The 16,189-nt window shown below is 63.5% G+C and carries 15 protein-coding genes; 3 read left to right on the plus strand and 12 right to left on the minus strand.

Features of this window, described 5'->3' with window-relative positions; all coding sequences use genetic code 11:
- Nucleotides 1–17 precede the first annotated feature (17 nt).
- Complete coding sequence (locus QCE73_RS10770) at nt 18–1,310, plus strand: D-amino acid dehydrogenase (protein WP_309881148.1); 1,293 nt, start codon at nt 18–20, stop codon at nt 1,308–1,310.
- Nucleotides 1,311–1,367: 57 nt separating this feature from the next.
- On the opposite strand, the gene QCE73_RS10775 is transcribed toward QCE73_RS10770, so the two are convergent.
- From QCE73_RS10775 to QCE73_RS10800, 6 genes are all read right to left on the minus strand, one after another.
- Entirely contained in the window at nt 1,368–3,158 is a 1,791-nt protein-coding gene (locus QCE73_RS10775; RefSeq protein WP_309881150.1) for an acyl-CoA dehydrogenase, read from the minus strand.
- A 107-nt stretch (nt 3,159–3,265) separates the two neighbouring features.
- Nucleotides 3,266–4,201, minus strand: coding sequence for an electron transfer flavoprotein subunit alpha/FixB family protein (locus tag QCE73_RS10780; RefSeq protein WP_035503224.1), 936 nt, complete (start codon nt 4,199–4,201; stop codon nt 3,266–3,268).
- A gap of 15 nt (nt 4,202–4,216) precedes the next feature.
- The gene (locus QCE73_RS10785; RefSeq protein WP_035503223.1) at nt 4,217–4,966 is read right to left on the minus strand and encodes an electron transfer flavoprotein subunit beta/FixA family protein; all 750 of its coding nucleotides are present in this window, start codon (nt 4,964–4,966) and stop codon (nt 4,217–4,219) included.
- A 177-nt stretch (nt 4,967–5,143) separates the two neighbouring features.
- Entirely contained in the window at nt 5,144–5,938 is a 795-nt protein-coding gene (locus QCE73_RS10790) for a MetQ/NlpA family ABC transporter substrate-binding protein (RefSeq protein WP_309881152.1), read from the minus strand.
- 15 nt (nt 5,939–5,953) lie between these two features.
- Nucleotides 5,954–6,607, minus strand: coding sequence for a methionine ABC transporter permease (locus QCE73_RS10795; RefSeq protein ID WP_008342358.1), 654 nt, complete (start codon nt 6,605–6,607; stop codon nt 5,954–5,956).
- Nucleotides 6,597–7,631 carry a methionine ABC transporter ATP-binding protein gene (locus QCE73_RS10800; RefSeq protein ID WP_309881153.1) on the minus strand — a complete coding sequence of 345 codons (1,035 nt, stop codon included), beginning with the start codon at nt 7,629–7,631 and terminating at the stop codon, nt 6,597–6,599. The genes QCE73_RS10795 and QCE73_RS10800 overlap by 11 nt, the downstream gene beginning before the upstream one ends.
- 168 nt (nt 7,632–7,799) lie before the next feature.
- Here QCE73_RS10800 and QCE73_RS10805 point away from each other — a divergent pair, with 168 nt between their 5' ends.
- Complete coding sequence (locus QCE73_RS10805; RefSeq protein WP_309881155.1) at nt 7,800–8,684, plus strand: alpha/beta hydrolase; 885 nt, start codon at nt 7,800–7,802, stop codon at nt 8,682–8,684.
- On the opposite strand, the gene QCE73_RS10810 is transcribed toward QCE73_RS10805, so the two are convergent.
- Nucleotides 8,681–9,604, minus strand: coding sequence for a histone deacetylase family protein (locus tag QCE73_RS10810; protein ID WP_309881156.1), 924 nt, complete (start codon nt 9,602–9,604; stop codon nt 8,681–8,683). The genes QCE73_RS10805 and QCE73_RS10810 overlap by 4 nt on opposite strands.
- Nucleotides 9,605–9,882: 278 nt before the next feature.
- On the opposite strand from QCE73_RS10810, the gene mltB reads away from it, so the two are divergent.
- Nucleotides 9,883–11,055: a lytic murein transglycosylase B gene (mltB, locus tag QCE73_RS10815; RefSeq protein ID WP_309881157.1), complete on the plus strand. Its 1,173-nt coding sequence runs from the start codon at nt 9,883–9,885 to the stop codon at nt 11,053–11,055.
- A gap of 72 nt (nt 11,056–11,127) precedes the next feature.
- Here mltB and cysM read toward each other — a convergent pair whose 3' ends face one another.
- From cysM to QCE73_RS10840, 5 genes are all read right to left on the minus strand, one after another.
- Nucleotides 11,128–12,030, minus strand: a complete 903-nt coding sequence (cysM, locus tag QCE73_RS10820) for a cysteine synthase CysM (protein ID WP_035503216.1) — start codon at nt 12,028–12,030, stop codon at nt 11,128–11,130.
- Nucleotides 12,031–12,304: 274 nt separating this feature from the next.
- On the minus strand, nt 12,305–12,694 hold the full coding sequence (locus QCE73_RS10825) for a helix-hairpin-helix domain-containing protein (protein ID WP_309881159.1): 390 nt from the start codon (nt 12,692–12,694) through the stop codon (nt 12,305–12,307).
- Nucleotides 12,695–12,769: 75 nt separating this feature from the next.
- A complete protein-coding gene (gene rfaD, locus QCE73_RS10830) occupies nt 12,770–13,762 on the minus strand; it encodes an ADP-glyceromanno-heptose 6-epimerase (RefSeq protein WP_309881161.1) in 993 nt (330 codons plus the stop codon).
- Nucleotides 13,763–13,781: 19 nt separating this feature from the next.
- A complete protein-coding gene (gene rfaE1, locus QCE73_RS10835; protein WP_309881163.1) occupies nt 13,782–14,756 on the minus strand; it encodes a D-glycero-beta-D-manno-heptose-7-phosphate kinase in 975 nt (324 codons plus the stop codon).
- A complete protein-coding gene (locus QCE73_RS10840; RefSeq protein ID WP_035503211.1) occupies nt 14,722–16,125 on the minus strand; it encodes a UDP-glucose/GDP-mannose dehydrogenase family protein in 1,404 nt (467 codons plus the stop codon). The genes rfaE1 and QCE73_RS10840 overlap by 35 nt, the downstream gene beginning before the upstream one ends.
- Nucleotides 16,126–16,189: the final 64 nt, after the last annotated feature.

The raw sequence follows: 16,189 nt of genomic DNA on the forward strand, positions 1-16,189 counted from the left end.
ATCTGGATGGAGATCACATGCGAATCGTTATTCTCGGAAGCGGCGTCGTCGGTGTCACGAGCGCGTATTACCTCGCTCGCGCCGGTCACGAAGTCACGGTCATCGACCGCGAAGCTGGCCCCGCCCTCGAAACGAGTTTCGCGAACGCCGGACAGATCTCCCCGGGCTACGCATCGCCGTGGGCCGCACCCGGCGTGCCGCTCAAGGCCGTGAAGTGGATGTTCGAACAGCACGCGCCGCTCGCCATCCGCCTCGACGGCACGATGAACCAGTTGCAGTGGATGTGGCAAATGCTGCGCAACTGCACGCAGGATCGCTATACGGTCAACAAGGGCCGCATGGTCCGCCTCGCCGAATACAGCCGCGACTGCCTGCAGGCGTTGCGCGCCGACACCGGCATCTCGTACGAAGGCCGTACGGGCGGCACGTTGCAACTGTTCCGCACGCAACAGCAATTCGACGGCGCGGGCAAGGACATCGCAGTGCTGAAGGATGCGAACGTGCCGTTCGAACTGCTCACGGCCGATGAACTGAAGAAGGCCGAGCCGGCTCTCGCCGCCGTGTCGCACAAATTGACGGGCGGCCTGCGCCTGCCGAACGACGAAACCGGCGACTGCCAGATGTTCACGACGCAACTCGCCGCCATGGCCGAAGCGCTCGGCGTCAAGTTCCGCTACAACACGTCGATCGACGCGCTCGCCGTCAGCAACGGCCGCATCGCCGGCGTGCAGTGCGGCAAGGAACTGGTGACGGCGGATTCATATGTCGTCGCACTCGGCTCGTATTCGCCGAAGCTGCTCGGCGATCTCGTGAAGATTCCGGTTTATCCGCTGAAGGGCTACTCGATCACCGCGCCGATCGTCGATGCGAAGCGCGCGCCGGTGTCGACCGTGCTCGATGAAACGTACAAGATCGCGATTACGCGTTTCGACGACCGTATCCGCGTGGGCGGCATGGCGGAAATCGTCGGCTATGACAAGAAGCTGAAGCAGGCGCGTCGCGAAACGCTCGAAATGTGCGTGAACGACCTGTTCCCGGGCGGCGGCGACACCGCGAGCGCCACGTTCTGGACCGGCCTGCGCCCGATGACGCCGGACGGCACGCCCATCGTCGGCCGCACGCCGGTGCCGAATCTGTTCCTGAACACCGGCCACGGCACGCTCGGCTGGACGATGTCGTGCGGCTCGGGTCAGTTGCTGGCGGACCTGATGTCGGGCAAGCAGCCCGCGATCCGTGCCGACGATCTGTCGGTTCACCGCTATTTCGGCGATGTCGGCGTGAAGACGCGTCCGGGATACGCGAACGCGTGATCGCCGCTAACGCATGAAAGACAAAGGCGCCTTGCGGCGCCTTTTCTTTTTAGTCCTTTAGAACTGGTCTTCGCTCAGCGCGAGCACGCCTTCCTTGCCGTTCGCGCTGACAATCGACGCCTCGATCCCCGGCGCGAGCGACAGAATGTGCTCGGCGAAGAACGCCGCCGTCGCGATCTTCGCGGAATAGAAACGCTCGTCGTCCGCGCGCTTCGCCTGGGCGACGAGCATCGCGCGCGCCATCTGCCATCCCGCCAATACGATGCCCGCGAGCCGCAGATACGGCACGCTGCCCGCGAACACCGCATTCGGATCGCTCTTGAATTTCGCGACGATGAACTCGACCGCGCGCGCAAGCGAAAGACTTCCCGCGCTCAAGTGCCGATGCATCGACTTGAACGCCTGACCGTCCGCTTCAGCGAGCGCCGCGATGGTCTGATCGATCTGCGCGAGCAGCGCCTGCGCCGTGGCGCCGCCATCGCGCACGGTCTTGCGGCCGATGAGATCGTTCGCCTGAATCGCCGTCGTGCCTTCGTAGATCGGCAGGATGCGCGCATCGCGATAATGCTGCGCCGCGCCCGTCTCCTCGATGAAGCCCATGCCGCCATGCACCTGCACGCCGAGGCTCGCGACATCGACGGACATTTCCGTGCTGAAGCCCTTCACGATCGGCACGAGATACTCGTAGATCGCCTGATGGCTCTTCCGGGCGTCGTCGTCCGGATGACCGTGCGCGAAATCGCTATGCGCCGCCGCGACATACGCGAGCGCGCGGGCGCCTTCGGTGTAGGCGCGCATCGTCGAGAGCATGCGGCGCACGTCGGGATGATGGATGATCGTCACGGGCTCCTTCGCGCTGCCATCGACGGGACGGCTCTGCACGCGCTCTTTCGCATACGCGACCGCCTGCTGATACGCGCGCTCGGCGACCGCGACGCCCTGCATGCCGACGGCAAAACGCGCCGCGTTCATCATGATGAACATGTATTCGAGACCGCGATTCTCCTCGCCGATCAGATAGCCGATCGCGCCGCCGTGATCGCCGTATTGCAGCACCGCGGTCGGGCTGGCCTTGATGCCGAGCTTGTGTTCGATCGATACGCAGTGCACGTCGTTGCGTGCGCCGAGCGAGCCGTCTTCGTTGACGAGAAACTTCGGCACGAGAAAGAGCGAGATGCCTTTCACGCCTTCGGGCGCGTCGGGCGTGCGCGCGAGCACGAGATGCACGATGTTCTTCGCCATATCGTGCTCGCCGTAGGTGATGAAAATCTTCGTGCCGAAAACCTTGTACGTGCCGTCGCCCTGCGGCTCGGCGCGCGTGCGCACGAGCGCCAGATCGGAGCCTGCCTGCGGCTCCGTGAGATTCATCGTGCCGGTCCATTCACCTTCGATGAACTTCGGCAGATAGCGCGCCTTCTGTTCATCGCTGCCTGCGGTTAGGAGCGCCTCGATCGCGCCGTCCGTGAGCAGCGGACACAATGCGAAGGAGAGATTCGCCGAGTTCAGCGCCTCGATGCACGGCGTCGCGATGAGTTTCGGCAAGCCCTGCCCGCCGAAATCCACCGGATGGATGACGCCTTGCCAGCCGCCTTCCGCGAACTGACGGAACGCGGCCTTGAAGCCGGGCGTCGTCGTGACTTCGCCGTTCGCCCATGCGCTCGGCGTGCGGTCACCGGCGACATTCAGCGGCGCCAGGACTTCGCCGCAAAAACGCGCGGCTTCCTCGACGACGGCCTGCGCCGTGTCGAAGCCTGCATCTTCGTGACCAGGCAGCGCGGCGATGCTGTCGATATCCGCCAGCTCCTTCATTACGAACAGCATGTCCTTGACCGGGGCGCTGTAGCTCATCGTCTTGTCTCCTCTCTCTAACGATATTTCGGTACAAAAAAAGGGCGCAACGTTCGTCGCACCCTTTGTTTTTCTTTGTGGCGAGTGTTCGACTCACACGGCGCGGCTTAGCCGAGTTCTTTCACCAGTTCCGGCACGACCGCGAACAGATCGCCGACGAGACCGTAATCGGCCACGCTGAAGATCGGCGCTTCGGGATCCTTGTTGATCGCGACGATGACCTTCGAATCCTTCATGCCGGCCAAGTGCTGAATCGCGCCCGAGATGCCGACCGCCACGTACAGTTGCGGCGCGACGATCTTGCCGGTTTGACCGACCTGATAATCGTTCGGCACATAGCCCGCATCGACTGCCGCGCGCGATGCGCCCAGCGCGGCGTTGAGTTTGTCGGCGAGCGGTTCGAGCGTCTTCGTATAGTTCTCGCCGCTGCCGAGGCCGCGTCCGCCCGACACGATGATGTGCGCGCTCGTCAGTTCCGGACGATCGAGCTTCGTCACTTCACGGCTGACGAACTGCGAGATGCCTGCGTCGGCTGCGGCTTCGATCTTCTCGATCGCAGCGTTACCGCCTTCGGCCGCAACCGGATCGAAACCCGTTGCGCGAACGGTGACGACCTTGATCGGATCGCTCGATTGCACCGTGGCGATCGCATTGCCCGCGTAGATCGGACGCTCGAAGGTATCGGCGCTATCGACGGCGGTGATATCGCTGATCTGCGCGACATCGAGATGCGCGGCGATACGCGGCGCGATGTTCTTACCGTAGGCCGTCGCCGGCGCGAAGATATGCGAATAGTCCTTCGCGATGTTCAGCACCGTGCCGTCGATGTTTTCTGCGAGGCCGTCGGCGAGTTGAGGCGCATCGGCGAGCAGCACTTTCGACACGCCTGCGATCTTCGCCGCCGCATCCGCCGCGCCCTGCGCGTTCGAACCTGCGATCAGCACATGCACATCGCCGCCGACCTTCGCCGCCGCTGCAACCGTGTTCAGCGTCGCTGCCTTGATCGACGCATTGTCGTGTTCCGCAATTACCAGAATCGTCATTTTTTCGCGTCTCCTTTACAGCACTTTGGCTTCGGTCTTGAGCTTCTCGACCAGCGTCTTCACGTCGGGCACCATGATGCCCGCGCTGCGCTTCGGCGGCTCGACGACCTTCAGCGTCTTCAGACGCGGCGCGACATCGACGCCCAGATCGGCGGGCTTCACCGTCGTCAGCGTCTTCTTCTTCGCCTTCATGATGTTCGGCAGCGTCACGTAGCGCGGCTCGTTCAGGCGCAGATCCGTGGTGATCACTGCGGGAAGCTTCAGCGACAGCGTCTCCGCGCCGCCATCGACTTCACGCGAAACAGTCGCCTTGCCGTCCGCGACCACGACCTTCGATGCGAACGTCGCTTGCGGCAGACCTGCCAGTGCAGCGAGCATCTGGCCGGTTTGATTCGAATCGTCGTCGATGGCCTGCTTGCCGAGGATGACGAGTTCAGGCTTTTCCTGATCGACCAGCGCCTTCAGGATCTTCGCCACCGCCAGCGGTTGCAGTTCATCGGCGGATTCGACGAGGATCGCGCGATCCGCGCCAATTGCCAGCGCGGTACGCAGCGTTTCCTGACACTGCGTCACACCGCACGACACGGCGATCACTTCCGTCGCAACACCCGCTTCCCGCAGACGCACCGCCTCTTCGACGGCGATTTCGTCGAACGGGTTCATCGACATCTTCACGTTGGCGATATCGACGCCCGTGTTATCCGACTTCACCCGGACCTTCACGTTGTAGTCGACCACGCGCTTGACTGGCACCAGAATTTTCATGCACACGCTCCAAAGTTACGATTACGTCAACCCAGCGTCATTATACGAGCGACGCGATGGATAACCCCCTCCCGCAACGGGTGGGTTGAGGCATCGTGCAATAGGTATGCGCTTATTTTTATCGAACGGTCGTTCTATTTCTATCCACGAAAACCCGAACATCACCCGTGAAATCGATTACCAGGCCGTAATCACCGCCCCCGCATACTTGCCTTCGACGAACTGCTTCACCTCCGGCGAGTGATACGCCGCGATGAGTTTGGCGACCCACGGCTTGTCCTTGTCGGCCGCGCGGATCGCAATGATGTTGACGTACGGGCCGTGCGGATCCTCAATGGCGATCGCATCCGACTTCGGCTTGAGGCCGGCTTCCATCGCGAAATTCGTGTTGATGGCGGCGGCGTCGACGTCGTCGAGCGAGCGCGGAATCTGCGCGGCGTCGAGTTCGACGATCTTCAGTCTCTTCGGATTCTCGACGATATCGAGCGGCGTCGCCTTCAGGCCCGCATCCGCGCGCAGTTTGATCAGGCCTTGCTTCTGCAGCAGCAGCAACGCACGGCCGCCGTTGGTCGGATCGTTCGGCACCGCGATGCGCGCGCCATTGCCGAGCGCCGACAGCGACTTCAGCTTCTTCGAATAGATGCCCATGGGAAACGTCACGGTATCGGCGATCCGGATGAGCTTGTAGCCGCGGTCCTTCACCTGCGCGTCGAGATACGGCAGATGCTGATAGCTGTTCGCGTCGAGATCGCCGGCGGCGAGCGCGGCGTTCGGCTGCACGTAATCCGAGAACTCGACGACCGTGATCTTGAGGCCGTTCTTCGCGGCGACCTGCTTCACGACATCCATGATCTGCGCGTGCGGGCCGCCGGTCACGCCCAGCTTGATCGCGTCTTCGGCGTGCGCGACGCCGTTGAACAGCGTTGCGCTCAGCAGCGCGGCGGCGAACTTCAAAATGAATCGACGTTGCATGGTTTTCTTGAGTGGTTATTTGTGGCTGAGACGACGAACGAGCCAGTCGCCGAAGGATTGCACGAGCTGCACGAACACGATGAGGATGACCACGACGGTGATCATCACTTCAGGCAAGAAGCGCTGATAGCCATAGCGGATGCCGAGATCGCCGAGACCGCCGCCGCCGATCGCGCCCGCCATCGCCGAATAGCCGACGAGCGACACGAACGTGATGGTGAGCCCAGCCACGACGCCCGGCAGCGATTCCGGCAGCAGCACCTTGAAGACGATCTGGCTCGTGGTCGCGCCCATCGCCTGCGCGGCTTCGATGAGACCGCGATCCACTTCGCGCAGCGCGGTTTCGACAAGCCGCGCGATGAACGGCGCGGCGGCGATGGTCAGCGGCACGACCGCGGCCGCGGTGCCGATCGACGAGCCGACGACGAGCCGCGTGAACGGAATCACCGCGACGAGCAGGATGATGAACGGCGTCGAACGCACCGCATTGACGATGCCGCCGAGCACGCGATTCACGCCGATGTTCTGCAGCACGCCATCGCGATCGGTCAGATAGAGCAGCACGCCGAGCGGCAAACCCACGGCCGCGCCGACCAGTCCCGAGATGCCGACCATGATCAGCGTTTCCCAGAACGACTGCACGAACATGTCGAACATTTCACTCAACATGGGACAACTCCTCCACGACGACACCCTGAGAACGCAGATACTCGATCGCTTCCGCGATCTTCACCGGCTGGCCGCCCGCGAGCACCGCGAGCGAGCCGAACGCCTGACCCTGAATCTCGTCGATCTGGCCGTGCAGGATGTTGAAATCGAGCTCGTAGCGGCGGATCGTCTCCGAGAGAATCGGCTGATCGACGCCCGAGCCGGTGAACGCGAGCCGCAGCAAATGGCCGCTGCCGGTCTTCAGGCGCTCGATGACGCGCGCCTTCAACGCGGGCGGCAACTCGTGCGCGATCACATCGCCGATCAGCGCGCGCGTGACTTCGTGATGCGGCTGCATGAAGACATCGACGACCTTGCCCTCCTCCACCACGCGGCCCGCGTCGAGCACCGCGACGCGATCGCACACCTGCTTGATCACTTCCATCTGATGCGTGATCAGCACGATCGTGAGACCGAGCTCGCGATTGATCTTGCGCAGCAGATCGAGAATCGCGCGCGTGGTTTCCGGATCGAGCGCGGACGTGGCTTCATCGGAAAGCAGCACTTTCGGCCTGCTCGCGAGCGCCCGCGCGATGCCCACGCGCTGCTTCTGCCCGCCGCTGATCTGCGCGGGATACTTGTCCTTGTGCGTCGTGAGACCGACGAGATCGAGCAGCGGCAGGACGGCCGCCTCGATTTCCGCGCGCTTCTTGCCGGCGAGTTCGAGCGGCAGCGCGACGTTGTCGTACACCGTGCGCGAGCTCAGCAGGTTGAAATGCTGAAAGATCATGCCGATGTCGCGGCGCGCCGCGCGCAGATCGTCCTTGCCGAGCGTCGTGAGATCGCGTCCGTCGACGATCACGTTGCCTTCGCTCGGCCGCGTCAGAAGATTGATGGTGCGCACGAGCGTGCTCTTGCCAGCGCCGCTGCGCCCGATGATGCCGAACACTTCGCCGGCGGGAATCGTCAGATTGACGTTGTGCAGCGCCTCGACCCAGCCGCGGGGCCCCGCGAAGCGCTGCGAGAGATTGCGTATTTCGATCATGAAAAATGCAAACGGCGGAAGGCTCGTCGGGTGAAACGCACCCGCGCCGCCGGCCGCCGCCTGTTTGTAGTCGTAGTAGTACCGTCGCCCGCGATTTTACCGGACGCGTTACATTCTGTTTAATAATGATTTCAGATCGACTAATAACGTGGAGATATTTACAGGCTCATGTCCCGGCATATTTATTCGACGAGCGCAGTCACGACGCGAAGCGGCGTGGAACTGTTCCTGCATCGCTGGCAGCCCGCGCCGGAAGTCGAACCGAAGGCGCGCATCGCGCTCGTTCACGGCCTCGGCGAGCACGCGGGGCGTTACGACGCGCTTGCGGTCGCGTTGAACGCGGCGGGCATCGAAGTGATCGCGATCGATCTGCGAGGCCACGGGAAGTCGTCGGGCGATCGGGCGTGGGTACGCGTGTTCACGGACTATCTGCGTGACGCCGACGTGCTGCTCGAAGCGTGCGCCGCGACGCCGCCCGTCGCCACGCCGCTCTTTCTGATGGGCCATAGCATGGGCGGCACGATCGCGGCGCTCTATGCCGCCGAACGCGCGCAGGAGAAAAAGCTGGCCGGGTTGATTCTGTCGAGTCCTGCGCTGAAGATCGGCGCGGGCACGCCACGCTGGAAGGCGAAGTTTTCCCGTATCGTCGGAACGGTAGCGCCGCGCGTGGCCGCTTTCAGCATCGACCCGGCGCTGCTTTCGCGCGCGCCGGGCGTCGTCGAAGCATATAAGCGCGATCCGCTCGTGCTTCACGGCGCGGTGCCGGCGCGCACGGCCGCCCAGATTCTCGCGGGGATGGAGCGCGTGGCGGCGAAACGCCGCGAGATCACATTGCCGCTTCTCGTCTTCCACGGCAGCGAGGACGCGATCTGCGATCCCGCCGGCAGCCGCGAATTCGAAGCGAACGCGGGATCGGCCGACAGCACGCTCGCGATTCACGTAGGCAGCGCGCACGAAACGCTCAACGATCTCGACCGCGATCGCGTGATCCGCGAGCTCATCGACTGGATTCTGGTGCGCGCCGACTACGCGCGCACGCATTCGCCCCGCTAGATTTCCGCGAGCACCCGCAGATGCGCGACGACGCTGCGACCCAGCGCCGACAGGTTGTAGCCGCCTTCCAGACAACTCACGATGCGCCCTTGCGCGTGACGCTTCGCCACCGCGCGGACCTGCTCGGTGATCCAAGCGTAATCGTCCTCGACGAGACCCATGTTGGCCATGTCGTCTTCGCGATGCGCGTCGAAGCCGGCGGAGACGAAGATCATCTGCGGCTTGAATTCCTCGAGCCGCGGCAGCCATAACATGTCGACGACTTCGCGCACCTGCATGCCCTTCGTGCGCGCGGGCAGCGGCACGTTGACCATGTTCGACGCGTGATTGTCGGCGCCGCTGAACGGATAAAACGGATGCTGGAAGAAGCTGCACATCAGCACGCGCGAATCGCCGCTGAACGCGGCCTCGGTGCCGTTGCCGTGATGCACGTCGAAATCGACGATCGCGACGCGCTGCAAGCCGTGCACTTCGAGCGCATGACGCGCGGCGATCGCGACGTTGTTGAAGAGGCAGAAGCCCATCGCGCGCGCGGGCTCCGCGTGATGGCCCGGCGGGCGCACGCTGCAGAATGCGTTGTCGTAACGACCTTCGATGACGGCATCGGTCGCCGCGATCGCCGCGCCCGCCGCGCGCAATGCAGCGCGATAGGACTCGGGGCACATCGACGTATCGGGATCGAGCTCGCTTCTGCCCGACTCCGGCGTGCGGCTCTTGATGTAGTCGATGTGCGCCTGCGTGTGCACGCGCGCGAGTTCGGTTTCCTCGGCGAGCGGCGCTTCCTCGCGCTCGATGAGCGAATCGATCCGGCTCGCGATCAGCTGATCTTCGATCGCCTGCAAGCGCGCCGGACACTCGGGATGCCACTGGCCGTTGTCGTGTCGAAGGCAGTCGGGGTGGGAGTAAAAGCCGGTGGCCATGATGTCTCGCAATGCCGCTTTCGTCGGCTCTCGTCTCGTATTTTTTCGTCATACGCGACCACGAGTCGCGCAATTGACGTTAAGTTACCACACCGTTCGGCACGTCCGCCCTCGCCCGGGCACATGGACAGTATGGGCGCGAAGCGTCGGTTATACTGCCCCGACGCCTTGCCGGCCGAGCGGTTGCGCGCGGCATCTTGCAGGCCGTTGCGTTCCGTTAGGCGTTCTGGCCGCTCGTGCATCAGGCATCGCCCCTACCGCCCTCAACCACGCACACTATGACTTTCCAGTTTGCTCCGTTCGACTTCACGGCTCCGTTCAAGCCGGCAAAGCGCGCACTCGTTGCTTCCCTCGTCTGCGCGCTCGGCTTTCTTTCCGGCAACAGTGCCTTTGCGCAGTCGCAGCAACCGCAGGCCGCGACGCCGCAAGGGCAGATGTTCGAAGAAGAGATCGTGCCGCAGCGTTACGCGAACAATCCGAATGTCGAAGCGTTCATCAACGACATGGTCGCGCGCTACGACTTCGATTCGTCGGCGCTGCACGACCTGTTCGCCCGCGTGAGTTATTCGGCGACGGCGGCGAAGCTGGTCCTGCCGTCCCCCACGCCGCAAGCCAAGAACTGGCGCGCGTATCAGGCGCGTTTCATCGAACCGGTGCGCATCAACGCCGGCGTGAAGTTCTGGCGCGCGAATCAGGCCACGTTGCAGCGCGCCGCGGAGCAATTCGGCGTGCCGCCCGAAGTGATCGTCGGGATCATCGGCGTGGAGACGATCTACGGCAAGTACATGGGCAACTTCCGCGCGCTCGACGCGCTGACCACGCTCACCTTCGATTATCCGAACACGCCGAACCGCACCGAGCGCATGGCGACCTTCCGCAAGAATCTGGAAGACCTGCTCGTGTGGACACGCGATTCGCAGATCGATCCGACAACCGTGCTCGGTTCGTACACCGGCGCGATCGGCATTCCGCAGTTCCTGCCGAGCAGCATCGTGCAATACGCGGTCGACTACGACGGCAACAGCCGCATCGATCTGCGCACGAGCCCGGCGGATGCCATCGGCAGCGTGGCGAACTATCTGAAGCAGAACGGCTGGGAGCCGGGTCGGCCGGTCGTGTGGCGTATCGCCGGGGATGTCGGCAGTCAGGGCATCGCGCAGGCCGCCGCCGATGGCGCGCCGGAACCGAAGTGGTCGCTCGCGCAACTGACGAAGGCCGGCATGCTGCTCAACGAGCCGGGGCTGAACATCGCGGCCGAAGCGCCGACGCCGCTCACCGTGGTCGATCTGCCCACGCCCGGCCGCACGACCGAATATACGTTGGGGCTGAAGAACTTCTACGTGCTCACGCGCTACAACCGCAGCTTCTTCTATGCGCTCGCGGTGTATCAACTGGGCGAAGCGGTGAAGGCGCGCATGATGGCCGGCGATACGGGCACGGCTTCGCAGTGATGTCGTCCCGGCGCTGAAAAACGAAACCCCGGCTTGCCGGGGTTTTTCATTGCGCGGGCGAAACTCGCGGCATCAAGCCGGAAACACGCCCGTCGACAGATAACGATCGCCACGATCGCAGATGATGAACACGATCGTCGCGTTCTCTACCTGACGCGCGACGCGCAGCGCGACCTCGCACGCGCCGCCGGACGAAATGCCCGCGAAGATGCCTTCCACCGATGCGAGGCGTCGCGCCATCGTTTCGGACGCCGACTGGCTCACGTTCTCCACGCGATCGACACGGCTGCGATCGAAGATCTTCGGCAGATACGCTTCCGGCCACTTGCGGATGCCCGGAATACGCGAGCCCTCTTCCGGCTGCGCACCGATGATCTCGATCTTCTGATTCTGTTCCTTCAGATACTTCGACACGCCCATGATCGTGCCGGTCGTGCCCATCGACGAGACAAAATGCGTGAGGCGGCCTTCGGTCTGACGCCACAGTTCGGGGCCAGTGCCTTCGTAGTGCGCGAGCGGATTGTCGGGATTGGCGAACTGATCGAGGATGATGCCCTTGCCATCGCGCTGCATCTGATCGGCGAGATCGCGCGCGTATTCCATGCCGCCCGTCACCGGCGTGAGCACGATTTCCGCGCCGTACGCGGCCATGCTCTGACGGCGCTCGACCGAAAGATCTTCGGGCATCAACAGCACCATCTTGTAGCCGCGCATCGCGGCGGCCATCGCGAGCGCGATGCCGGTGTTGCCGCTCGTCGCTTCGATCAGCGTGTCGCCCGGCTTGATGCGGCCGCGCTCTTCAGCTTTCCTGATCATCGACAGCGCCGGGCGATCCTTCACTGAGCCCGCCGGATTGTTGCCTTCGAGCTTGCCGAGCACGATGTTGTTGCGGCTGCGGATTTCATCGTCCACGACGCGGACGAGTTGCACGAGCGGCGTGTTGCCGATCGTGTCTTCGATAGTCATGTAAGCCATATGCGAAAGCGGTCGATCCCCACGCACGACGCGTCTGCAGCGGGGAATTTGGTATAGGGGATGCGTCGATTGTAGCCCAGTGATCCCGCCGATGCCGGCGCGCCCCTGATGCGCGGATGGATTGCCGCGCGAAGCCGTAAGCCGGATGACAGACCCCCGGCCTCGCGTACGCGTCGTCCGCACATGCAAAAAAACCCCGCGGGGAGGCCGTCCGCGGGGAGCCCAAAACATCGGAAGGCTGAAGGAGACCGATGGCGCGCCTTCGCGCATTCCGCTATTTCTTCACGACGACCGGTTTGGACGACGCGGACGCCGAAACCTGCGTCGCGACCGCCGAGTTTGCGGCGCCGGGCGGTGCGGCGTTACCCGGCGTTGCGGCCGCTGCCGTCTTCGACGGGGCGCCCACCGTCAATCCCTCCGCTTCGAGACGTTGAACCGTCTTGCCGCCCATACCCTTCACGCGCGTGCCGAGATCGTTGGCGTCCTTGAACGGGCCGTGCGCCTGACGTTCGTCGAGAATGGCTTTCGCCTTCGCCGGACCGATGCCCTTGATGCCGCGCAGCGCGTCGGAGTTGGCGGTATTGACGTCGACGGCCGCCCACGCGCTACCGATGGAAAAGATGAGCGCGAGCGCGGCGATCGACGAGAGTGCTTGCTTGAACATGACTGAGTCTCCGAGAAGAACCGGCCGGCACCAGCGCCGACCGTGAGACCCAGTGTAGAGAGACGCGAAACGCGTTTATAGCTGGCCGAATAGCCAACGCACGTAACGATCGACGCCTTCCTGAACGGTCAGAAACGGCGCGTCGTAACCCGCCGCGCGCAGGCGCGACTGGTCCGCCTGCGTGAAGCATTGATATTTGCCGCGCAGTACGTCGGGGAACGGAATGTACTCGATGAGCCCGCGCTGCACCAGTTCCGCGAGCGACAGCGAAGCTTCGCCGTTGAGCGCGCGCAACGAGTTCACGACCGTCGACGCGATATCGTTGAACGGCTGGGCGCGTCCCGTGCCGAGATTGAAGATGCCCGACTTCTCCGGATGATCGAAGAAGAACAGGTTCACCTTCACGACGTCTTCGACCGAGATGAAATCGCGCGTCTGCTCGCCGGCCGCGTAGCCGTTGTATTCGCCGAAAAGCTTGACCTTGCCTTCCGAGCGGAACTGGTTGAAGTTGTGGAACGCAACCGAGGCCATACGGCCCTTGTGCGTCTCGCGCTGGCCGTACACGTTGAAGTAGCGAAAGCCGACGATCTGACTCTGCGCCTTCGGCAATACCTGACGCACGATCTGATCGAAAAGGAATTTCGAGTAACCGTAGACGTTGAGCGGCTTCTCGACTTCGCGCTCCTCGACGAAGCGGCTCGACCCGCCGTAAGTCGCCGCCGACGACGCGTACAGGAACTGCGCGCCCTGCGCGAGGCACGCGTCCATGACGTCGCGGCTGTAGCGGAAGTTGTTGTCCATCATGTAGCGGCCGTCGGTTTCCATCGTGTCCGAACAGGCGCCTTCATGGAACACCGCGCGCACCTTCCCGAAATCGCCGCGCCTGAAGCGCTCGACGAACTCGGTTTTATCGAGGTAATCGTCGATCTCGCAATCGACCAGATTCTTGAACTTGTCGGCGCGCGTGAGATTGTCGACCGCGATCACGCGGTTCTCGCCACGTTCGTTGAGCGCCTTGACGATATTGCTGCCGATGAACCCGGCAGCACCGGTAACGATGATGGTCATGGCGAAGTATCAGATAAGGTCAGGCGAAGAGTTCGTTGTAGTCGACGGTCGCCGTGCCGAGCTTGCCCACGACAATTCCCGCCGCGCGGTTCGCATAGACGATCGAGTCGACGAGCGGCACACCCGCGCCCAGCATGGTCGCGACGGTCGCGATGACGGTGTCGCCCGCACCCGAGACATCATACACTTCGCGTGCTTCGGCCGACGTGTGCAGCACCTGGTTCTCGGTGAAGAGCGTCATGCCTTCCTCGGAACGCGTGAGCAGCAGCGCGGAAAGTTCGAGTTCGGCGCGCAGCTTCGTCACGCGCTCCAGCAGGTCTTCTTCGGACTTCCATTGGCCGATCACCTCGCGCAGTTCCGCGCGATTCGGCGTGATGAGCGTGGCGCCGCGATAACGGTCCCAGTCGTCGCCCTTCGGATCGACGAGCACCGGCTTGCCGGCGCGTTTTGCATCGGCGATCATCTGCGTGACGTGCGTCAGGCCGCCCTTCGCGTAGTCGGACATGAGGATCACGTCGTGCAGGGGAAGCAGTTCCGCGAAACGCGCGAGGCAGGCGCGCAGCACTTCGTGATTCGGCGTGTTCTCGAAATCGACGCGCAGCAGTTGCTGCTGGCGCGACAGCACGCGCAGCTTGATCGTCGTGAGCAGTTCGGGGTCGCGTTCGAGGTGCCCCGCGACCTTGCTCTCACCGAGCAGTTCGACGACGCGCTCGCCCGGCTCGTCGTGACCCACCGCACAGAGCAGCCCCGTCTGCGCGCCGAGCGCCGCCGCGTTTCGTGCGACGTTCGCCGCGCCGCCGAGACGGTCTTCCTTCTTCTGCACGTGCACGACCGGAACGGGCGCTTCGGGCGAGATGCGGTTGACGTCGCCGAACCAGTAACGGTCGAGCATCACGTCGCCGACCACCAGCACGCGCGCCGCCGAAATCCGCGCACGCGGCACGACGGGAATATCGGCTTTACTTGCTGCTGCCGTTGCGGTCGAGTTCGACATGGGGACGTCCTATTGCAAAGTAATCGATGCCCATTTCGGCCATCGCTTCCGGTTCATACAGATTGCGGCCGTCGAAGATCACCGGCGTCTTCAAGGCGCTCTTCAGGTGCCAGAAATCCGGGCTCTTGAATTCCTTCCATTCGGTCACGATGACGAGCGCGTCCGCTCCCGTCAGCGCATCCTGTTGGGTCTTCACGAAGTCCAGGCGCTTCAGGTCTTCGGGGCGATCCGCGAGATCGAGCGCGAACACGCGCTCCGCTTCGTCGCGCGCAACGGGATCGTAGCCGCGCACGGTGGCGCCGCGCCGCAGCAGCGCCTCGATGATGCGCCGGCTCGATGCCTCGCGCATGTCGTCGGTATTGGGCTTGAACGCAAGGCCCCACACGGCGAAGGTGCGCCCGCGCAGGTCTTCGCCCATGCGCTTCACGATCTTGTTGACGAGCACTTCCTTCTGGTCGTTATTGACGGCTTCGACCGCTTCGAGAATGCGCAGCGTGTGGCCGTTTTCGCGCGCCGTCTGCGCGAGCGCCTGCACGTCCTTCGGAAAGCACGAGCCGCCGTAACCGCAACCCGCATACAGGAAGTGATAGCCGATGCGCGGATCCGACCCGATGCCGCGCCGCACCGATTCGATGTCGGCGCCGACGGTGTCTGCGAGATTCGACAGATCGTTCATGAACGAGATGCGCGTCGCGAGCATCGCGTTGGCGGCATATTTCGTGAATTCCGCCGAGCGCACGTCCATGTACAGCGTGCGCTCGTGATTGCGGTTGAACGGCGCGTAGAGGCGCTTCATCTTCTCGCGCGCGCGATTGCCCGCGTCGTCGTCGTCGATGCCGATCACGATGCGATCGGGCCGCATGAAGTCGTCGACCGCCGCGCCTTCCTTCAGGAACTCCGGATTCGACACGACCGAGAAGCGATGCTTGTCCGAGCCTTCGAGCCCGCGCGTCTTCAGTTCTTCGTCGATGACCTTCTGCACCTGCAGCGCCGTGCCGACCGGCACCGTCGATTTATCGACGATCACCTTGAAGCCGTTCGAATATTTGCCGATGTTGCGCGCCGCCGCGAGCACGTATTGCAGATCGGCGGAGCCGTCTTCGTCGGGTGGCGTGCCCACGGCGATGAACTGGATATCGCCGTGCTCCACGCTCGCTTTAACGTCGGTGGAAAACTGGATGCGGCCGGCCGCGCGCGTGCGCCTCAGCATTTCCTGAAGGCCCGGCTCGTGGATCGGCACGCCGCCATTGTTGAGAATTTCGATCTTGCGCGGATCGACGTCCACGCAAAACACGTCATTGCCGATTTCGGCAAGGCACGCGCCGGTCACAAGACCGACGTAACCCGTGCCGACGATGGTTACTTTCATACGCTTTCCGGTGGTTTCTGAAATGCCGGTGGCGGAAGCGGCGCGCGCACGCGCCGCATGATGT

Origin of the sequence: Caballeronia sp. LZ029, assembly GCF_031451275.1 — a bacterium.
GTDB lineage: Bacteria > Pseudomonadota > Gammaproteobacteria > Burkholderiales > Burkholderiaceae > Caballeronia > Caballeronia jiangsuensis.

Bases quoted from the DNA above. Each gene is read 5' to 3' on its own strand.
- QCE73_RS10770 (WP_309881148.1), top strand. From the start codon at position 18: ATGCGAATCGTTATTCTCGGAAGCGGCGTCGTCGGTGTCACGAGCGCG.
- QCE73_RS10775 (WP_309881150.1), bottom strand. From the start codon at position 3,158: ATGAGCTACAGCGCCCCGGTCAAGGACATGCTGTTCGTAATGAAGGAG.
- QCE73_RS10780 (WP_035503224.1), bottom strand. From the start codon at position 4,201: ATGACGATTCTGGTAATTGCGGAACACGACAATGCGTCGATCAAGGCA.
- QCE73_RS10785 (WP_035503223.1), bottom strand. From the start codon at position 4,966: ATGAAAATTCTGGTGCCAGTCAAGCGCGTGGTCGACTACAACGTGAAG.
- QCE73_RS10790 (WP_309881152.1), bottom strand. From the start codon at position 5,938: ATGCAACGTCGATTCATTTTGAAGTTCGCCGCCGCGCTGCTGAGCGCA.
- QCE73_RS10795 (WP_008342358.1), bottom strand. From the start codon at position 6,607: ATGTTGAGTGAAATGTTCGACATGTTCGTGCAGTCGTTCTGGGAAACG.
- QCE73_RS10800 (WP_309881153.1), bottom strand. From the start codon at position 7,631: ATGATCGAAATACGCAATCTCTCGCAGCGCTTCGCGGGGCCCCGCGGC.
- QCE73_RS10805 (WP_309881155.1), top strand. From the start codon at position 7,800: ATGTCCCGGCATATTTATTCGACGAGCGCAGTCACGACGCGAAGCGGC.
- QCE73_RS10810 (WP_309881156.1), bottom strand. From the start codon at position 9,604: ATGGCCACCGGCTTTTACTCCCACCCCGACTGCCTTCGACACGACAAC.
- mltB (WP_309881157.1), top strand. From the start codon at position 9,883: ATGACTTTCCAGTTTGCTCCGTTCGACTTCACGGCTCCGTTCAAGCCG.
- cysM (WP_035503216.1), bottom strand. From the start codon at position 12,030: ATGGCTTACATGACTATCGAAGACACGATCGGCAACACGCCGCTCGTG.
- QCE73_RS10825 (WP_309881159.1), bottom strand. From the start codon at position 12,694: ATGTTCAAGCAAGCACTCTCGTCGATCGCCGCGCTCGCGCTCATCTTT.
- rfaD (WP_309881161.1), bottom strand. From the start codon at position 13,762: ATGACCATCATCGTTACCGGTGCTGCCGGGTTCATCGGCAGCAATATC.
- rfaE1 (WP_309881163.1), bottom strand. From the start codon at position 14,756: ATGTCGAACTCGACCGCAACGGCAGCAGCAAGTAAAGCCGATATTCCC.
- QCE73_RS10840 (WP_035503211.1), bottom strand. From the start codon at position 16,125: ATGAAAGTAACCATCGTCGGCACGGGTTACGTCGGTCTTGTGACCGGC.